At 34.7% G+C, this 6,561-nt stretch carries 8 protein-coding genes; 3 read left to right on the top strand and 5 right to left on the bottom strand.

Annotation, left to right across the window (positions count from 1 at the left end):
- Nucleotides 1-132 precede the first annotated feature (132 nt).
- The 5 genes from FFR48_RS23930 to FFR48_RS23955 all read right to left on the bottom strand — a co-directional run bounded on the left by FFR48_RS23930 (nt 133) and on the right by FFR48_RS23955 (nt 5,314).
- Nucleotides 133-627 carry a DUF427 domain-containing protein gene (locus tag FFR48_RS23930; RefSeq protein ID WP_137669097.1) on the bottom strand — a complete coding sequence of 165 codons (495 nt, stop codon included), beginning with the start codon at nt 625-627 and terminating at the stop codon, nt 133-135.
- Between the two features lie 113 nt (nt 628-740).
- Nucleotides 741-1,733, bottom strand: coding sequence for an L-histidine N(alpha)-methyltransferase (gene egtD, locus FFR48_RS23935; protein WP_137669098.1), 993 nt, complete (start codon nt 1,731-1,733; stop codon nt 741-743).
- Between the two features lie 82 nt (nt 1,734-1,815).
- Nucleotides 1,816-3,180, bottom strand: coding sequence for a 5-histidylcysteine sulfoxide synthase (gene ovoA / locus FFR48_RS23940; RefSeq protein WP_137669099.1), 1,365 nt, complete (start codon nt 3,178-3,180; stop codon nt 1,816-1,818).
- A 341-nt stretch (nt 3,181-3,521) separates the two neighbouring features.
- Nucleotides 3,522-4,706: an FtsW/RodA/SpoVE family cell cycle protein gene (locus tag FFR48_RS23945; RefSeq protein ID WP_137669100.1), complete on the bottom strand. Its 1,185-nt coding sequence runs from the start codon at nt 4,704-4,706 to the stop codon at nt 3,522-3,524.
- Between the two features lie 317 nt (nt 4,707-5,023).
- Entirely contained in the window at nt 5,024-5,314 is a 291-nt protein-coding gene (locus FFR48_RS23955) for a DUF433 domain-containing protein (RefSeq protein WP_137669101.1), read from the bottom strand.
- A gap of 284 nt (nt 5,315-5,598) precedes the next feature.
- On the opposite strand from FFR48_RS23955, the gene FFR48_RS23960 reads away from it, so the two are divergent.
- From FFR48_RS23960 to FFR48_RS23970, 3 genes are read left to right on the top strand one after another with little or no spacing between them, the layout of a single operon-like run.
- Nucleotides 5,599-5,913 (top strand): TerB family tellurite resistance protein, encoded by a 315-nt coding sequence (locus FFR48_RS23960; protein WP_268932464.1) that lies wholly within the window; start codon nt 5,599-5,601, stop codon nt 5,911-5,913.
- Between the two features lie 35 nt (nt 5,914-5,948).
- Nucleotides 5,949-6,170, top strand: coding sequence for a type II toxin-antitoxin system HicA family toxin (locus FFR48_RS23965; RefSeq protein ID WP_096567347.1), 222 nt, complete (start codon nt 5,949-5,951; stop codon nt 6,168-6,170).
- Nucleotides 6,170-6,391, top strand: a complete 222-nt coding sequence (locus FFR48_RS23970) for a type II toxin-antitoxin system HicB family antitoxin (RefSeq protein WP_096567345.1) — start codon at nt 6,170-6,172, stop codon at nt 6,389-6,391. The genes FFR48_RS23965 and FFR48_RS23970 overlap by 1 nt, the downstream gene beginning before the upstream one ends.
- Nucleotides 6,392-6,561: the final 170 nt, after the last annotated feature.

A 6,561-nucleotide genomic window follows, 5' to 3' on the forward strand; every position in this document is an offset into this window, starting at 1 on the left:
TTTATAGCCATCTATAATTTACCTGTTTTGTTTTGCTTTGTTTTTATCCTCTATTTTCTGACTTTTTTCCTAGACTTTAAATTTTTCCTTTACGATCGCTTGACAATCAAGACAGTCGCTACGAAAACTTATTTACCATCCCCAAGTACCAGGTTCGCCTTTAAATGGACCAACAACATCAGCAGTGATCCATCCTCCATAAAAACCACCAGCTTGGGGTTTCACTAATTCATCGTTGACATAACAAGCATCCATTAAACTAGGATAAAAACTAAAGTATTCTTGAATTGATTTAAAGTTAGGAGTTGGTTGAATATAACGCCAAGCTGCATTATTTACATATTTATCTCCTACAGAAATATCATAATATTCACATATACCTTTCCATTCACATATCGTTTTTCTAGCTGTAGCTATTAAATATTCTGTTTTAATATCTTCAGCAGGAATATAATAACCAGGAGGATGACTGGTTTCTAAAACTCTTTTTGCTTTATTTGTGTCTGCTAAAACAATACCATTAAAAATTACTTTGATATGTTTATTGCTGTCTTGTAAAATTGCTGGACGAGGGTAGTCCCAAACTGATTCTTGTCCTGGTTGTGGGGGGATGGGATTTGGTTTCATGGTTAGTTAAAATCTCAATTCAGGTAATTTATTATTATTCCTATCAAAATGATAACATTAATCTTGGGTTTAGCAGTGCTAAACCCTGGCAAAATTATTAAATCTAAGATTGATTATTCAACCTGACACAAAATCAATCCAAACCATCCCTTTTCATCTGTCCAAGTTTTGATAGTTTTTAATCCTTTGCTTTCTAGTTGTTGTGACATCTTTGTTAAATTAAACTTGCGAGAAATTTCTGTAAGTATGCTTTCTCCTCCTTCAAAAAATACTTTTAAATCTAATGCTTCCAAAGTAACCCAATGGCTTGTTTGACAATGTAGATACATTTCAATTTGATTTTCTACCTCATTGTAAATTGCTTGGTGTTTAAACAAACTAATATCAAAATCACCTTGAAAACGCCAATTTAAATGAGAAAGCATATTCAAATTAAAAGCAGCAGTCACACCTTGACTATCATTATAAGCAGCTTCTAAAATATCCTTGGGTTTTTGTAAATCAATTCCAAGTAAAAAGTAGTCACCTGTTTGTAAGGTTTTGGAAATTTGATTTAAAAAACCATCGCATTCTTCTGAGTTAAAATTCCCTAGTGAACTTCCCAGAAAGAACAACATCCGTGACTGTAAATAATTGCTTTCTAAATGCACCAAAGCTTGATCATAAGTTCCTAATAAACCGTGAATTGCAATATCAGGGTATTTCTCTTGTAACTGTAAAACACTGGTTTTGAGAATACCCCCACTGACATCAATAGGAAGATAACGACAATTATCAGCTATTTTTTGATAAGCGTCTAATAAAAGTTGAGTTTTTGTAGAACTCCCACTTCCTAACTCTATCAACTCACAACAATTTGTAATTGCCGCAATTTCATCAGCATATTGTTGTAAAATAGCTGCTTCTGTACGAGTAGGATAATATTCAGGTAAATCACAAATTTCTTCAAACAACAAAGAACCACGATCATCATAAAAGTATTTTGGTGATAAAGTTTTATGTTTTTTACTTAATCCCTCAATCACATCTTTACCATCAATAGCTAACTCTTGATAATGATGATCTAAAACGGTTAAAATTTGTGGGTTTAATCTTTCTGCAATCATAGTAAATATCCTGGGAATTAACTGTTTACAATTTTGGTTTTCAGAAATTTAAAACTGTCACCTGTCACCTGTCACCTGTCAACTAATTCAAACTTTCAGCAATTCTAAAACCAACGTGCTGATAGAAAAAAGGACGAAACCAATTTCGATAACATGGTAAAGCCATAGTACCATTAGTTGCCCAAGAACCACCTAACATCATTTGATGTCTATTATCAAAAAATGGTGCAGATTGATCTTCATAAAGATAATGGGTTTGAAATCCTGGTAAGGGGTAAAATGTACTAGATAACCATTCCCAAACGTTACCACGTAGATCAGAAATTCCTGATTTCTTATTTTTGGAAAACATTCCTACTGGTGAAGGTGAAACATATTGTAAATTGAGATTATAGTCACTTTCTAAACCCTCACCCTCGGAAAATTGTAAAGCTTGATTCCATTCTGCTTCTGTCATTAAACGAGTACCTTCACCTTTCCATTGACAGTAAGCCATTGCTTCATAATAATTGACTTCTACAGGCCAGTCTAATGGTAAATCTATTTCATCAAATGTGGTACGATAGCGGTATTTACCATTATTGTTGTCCATAAAATCTGGTATCCAAAATTTTGGATGTTGCACATTATAGAGTTTCTTCCAATCCCTAGATTCTAGCATCCAATATTCTAAAGTATCATAACCACCAGCTTGAACAAATTCTAAAAATTCCCCATTTGTGATTAAATTTTGACTAACTAAAAACGGTTCAACTCCAATTTCTAAACTACCATATTCACTGTCCCAAGCGAAAGTTAAATCATCATCTTTTTTACCTAATTTTACCACGCCACCGGGAATTTTCATCATTTTATTATTAGGAGTTTTCCCATTTGTCGGCGCATAATTCCAACCTTGGGGGCGTTTTAATTGATCAACAGGTAATTGACGCAGTAACATGGATGAAGTTTCAAAATGGATACGACTGTGTTCAATTGCCATTAATAAAGCCCATAAAGGATGTTGTTGATCAATGGGCAGATTTAAAGGGGTATTTTTGATAATGTTTGTAATTGCGGTTTTGGCTTTTTCTCGATATTGCCAAACTTGATCTATATCAGGCCAAACTATATCTTTTGTTGCTGCTTCTAGTTCATCTGGTGTTTCTGGATCAACACCAATTTCAAACAAAATTTCAAATTGAGGATGAATGCGCTTTTCTAATAAACCAACCCGAATTAATTTGTTGATGTAAAAAACTGCGGAATGTCCCAGATAAAAGATTAATTTGTTTCTTAAAGGATCAGGACTGCGGTAAAATGTATCTGTGCTAGTTATGCTTTTGAGTAGGGTTGCTTCTAGTTCCCAAGAATTTTCAAAATAGTTAAGTAGGTTTTGGGTACTACAATGATCTAGCTTGGGTATTTGAGTAGATGCTAAGTTATTCAGCCTGGGAATTGTTTGCATTGTATTATCTTGAGTTCTACCAATGTGCGAAAATGTGCGATGCACAACTTTTTATTATCCTTATTTTTAAATACCGCACATCGGTACATTTTTTTCATTGTTAACCAAAATTTAACTTTTTATTTAACTTTTTTGACATTTTTGCTGAAGAAAAGTTAAAGTATCTTGTTTTGCGTAACATTTTATGGTTAAGTTTTCCCAATAACTACTAGTATATATACCTATTTGCCAAATTTTGTGCCAAATTTTGTATTAATTACAAGAATATCAAAAATATCTTGTTTCATTGACTCTACTTTTATCTATTAATAATCAGGTGGGAATTACCCACCAAGAAAAATCTAAATTCTTTTTCTACGTTTAGTTTCTGGTGTATTAATTGGTAAAGGCAAAACCTCAGCTTCACTGCTTTCTCTAGCAACACGAATTAATAATCCAGAAGCCACCAAACTAGCAATCATAGAATTACCACCATAACTAAACATTGGCAATGGTAAACCCGTTGTTGGTATCGCCCCCGTAGCCACACCAATATGTAATAATGATTGTCCAATCATCACCACAGTAATACCTATTGCCACCAGCCGATGGATAGAACTTTTTGCTTTCATGGCTACAATTAATCCTAAGGTAGCGAAGACAGCTAAAAGTAACAAAAATAGCATACTACCCACAAAACCAAATTCTTCAGCAAAGATGGCAAAGATAAAATCAGTATCTTGAATGGGGAGATAAAAAAGCTTTTGTTGAGAAAGTCCAAAACCCACACCCCAAGTTTTCCCTGTACCTACTGCTAATAAACTTTGTACCAACTGATAACCATCTCCGGTAGGATCAGCCCAAGGGTTGATGAAAGACATCACCCTTCGGCGTTGATATTCTTTGATAGTAATACTTAATAGGGCTAATAAAAATCCACCAATAGCTGTTCCTCCTAAGTATTTGTATGGTATTCCACCAGCTAGGGCAATTAACCAAACTGTGATGCCACAAAGTGCAGTTGTACTGAGGTTTGGTTGAGCTAAAATACCTAATAGCACCAGACAGAACACACCTAACCAGGAAAAACGAATTTCCCACGTTAATCTTTCCCAATGGCCAAACAGCTTCGCACTTTGCAATACTAAAAACGGTTTAATCAATTCTGATGGTTGCAGGGGAATAGGACCGATCGCTATCCATCGTGCTGCGTCAAATGCTTTTTTTCCCACTCCGGGAATAAGAGTGACGAAAATTAACAACAAAAACAGGAATAAAAACCAATGAGACACTGCCAAAATTTTCCGTAAAGGCAGATTCACAATAACGTTAAATAGTATTAGTGAAACTAATACCCAAATTATTTGACGCTTAAAATAATACATTCCATCATCCTGACGTACATCAGCTACGGGATAGGATGCAGAAAAAAGTACAACTAAACCAACAAATAGCCACAGAAAGGTTAACCAGCGCAATAAACGCGCTTCCAAAGCCCAACTGGCAACGGAATTATCAAAAATAGGGATGAATTGGCGTAAATTCACAAGTTACAGGAATAGCAACATAAGCTATTGTAGGTTTTAAGGTTTCATTTAGTCTAAAATAATTAGGACTTACGCAGGATTGAACTCAACTGAGGGGTGTAGATTTACAAAGATTCATTTGCAAATTGGGTAATGTGTCTAACGTTACAATGTTAGAAATTGCTGCTGCCATTCTTGGTGTGATTGAATGGGAGTTTTGATTGTATCGGCGATCGCTCACAATAGAATGGATAATTGACTATAACAGATGGGATAATTAATAAACCCAGTTGCTTAAAAACTCTACTTGTCCCTGCATATCTTTTGCTGATTTGGTGTTAATCAGTCGCAAAACTGTGTAACTCTGCTAAAGTCCAGTATTCTGCCTCTGCTTGTGCTAACTCATTTTCTATCTGATCACGGTTAGCGTGGTAGTAAGCTAAAGCTGCATAAACTTGGGCAAGGTTGAGGTGACTGATCCGACGGGTAATTTCTTCAGCATTTGCACCTTGTTTATAAAGCACAACTACCCGACTTACAGAGGTTCTAGTCCCTGCTATCATGGGACGACCATTACCTACATCGGGAGAACAAGTTATTAATGTACCAATATTAGTAGCAGTTAACATAGTTGAGATAATTTTTAGCTTGTTTTACTTTAGTCTATCATGAGTGCAGGTATAGCTCATCATTGATACTTAATCTAATACCTAAACTTTTGTAAATTTGCTACCATTAAATATTGACGCTGAATAAAATTATACTGTAAAATTGTACTGAAGAAATAAATATGTAAGATACAACCGGGAAAAGGTTGTATTCAATATATCGGTTATATCTGTAATCAGTTTTTGACCTAGAAGTAAATACTATAACAGGATAAAGACTAGAATTATTAAAGATTAAAACCCTGATTAATTTAATGAAAGTTGATGGTAGTATTGAACCTGAAGAAAAAGAATATCTCAAGACAATTATTACCAATGCTAATTTAACATCGGCAGAAATTCAGGAAATCAAAAATTTATTATCTGCTCAGAGAATAGAGGTAGATTATTCAATAATAGCTAAATATCCCGATGATGCTTTAGGTTTATTAATTGATTTGATCGCACTTGCAAAGCGTGATGGAGATTTTCACATAACGGAAAAAATGTACATTAAACAAGTGGGAAAATTAATGAGATTTTCTGAGGTAGATATTGCCGAAATGATGTTAGCTTATTAAAGTTAAGACCAAGAATAAATAAATATCTAGAATAAATGCCCAGAAAAATTCGGGAGTTAAAAGCCGAGATTGCACGTAAAGGGTTTGTGTATCTACCAAAGCGTGGGAAAGGCAGTCATGAAAGATGGAAACATCCTTTACTGAGGAAAACATTAACAATTCCAGGTAAAGATGGAGATGATGTTCCACTTTATCTAGAAAAGCAATTAGCAAAATTATTAACTGAACTGGAAGAATTAGGAGAGGAGCAAAATTAATGAGTCAATACAGTATGATTATTCAATGGTCAGAGGAAGACCAACTTTTCCTAGTTACAATTCCCGAATTTAGTCATCTTGTAATCATGCCTTGTACTCACGGAAAAACTCGTGAAGAAGCAATTAAAAATGGAGAAGAAGTAATTGAAATGTACCTAGAAGCTTGGGAAGCAGAAGGTGAATCTATCCCTGAACCCAACATATTGCAAATTGCATCTTAATTAGGGGTTGCTGAGAAAGTCTTTCCGTGAGGGCATAGGAGTCAGGAGTCAGGAGTCAGGAGTCAGGAGTCAGGAGGAGATTTGAAAATTTCTTTGCTATCTCTTGAAATCCCAAAAAATGCACACTTTTTCCGGTATACCCTTCAAAACCCTTGCACTAATTTCTGTGT

It is taken from the genome of Sphaerospermopsis reniformis, assembly GCF_005402885.1.
GTDB classification, from domain to species: Bacteria; Cyanobacteriota; Cyanobacteriia; order Cyanobacteriales; family Nostocaceae; genus Sphaerospermopsis; species Sphaerospermopsis kisseleviana.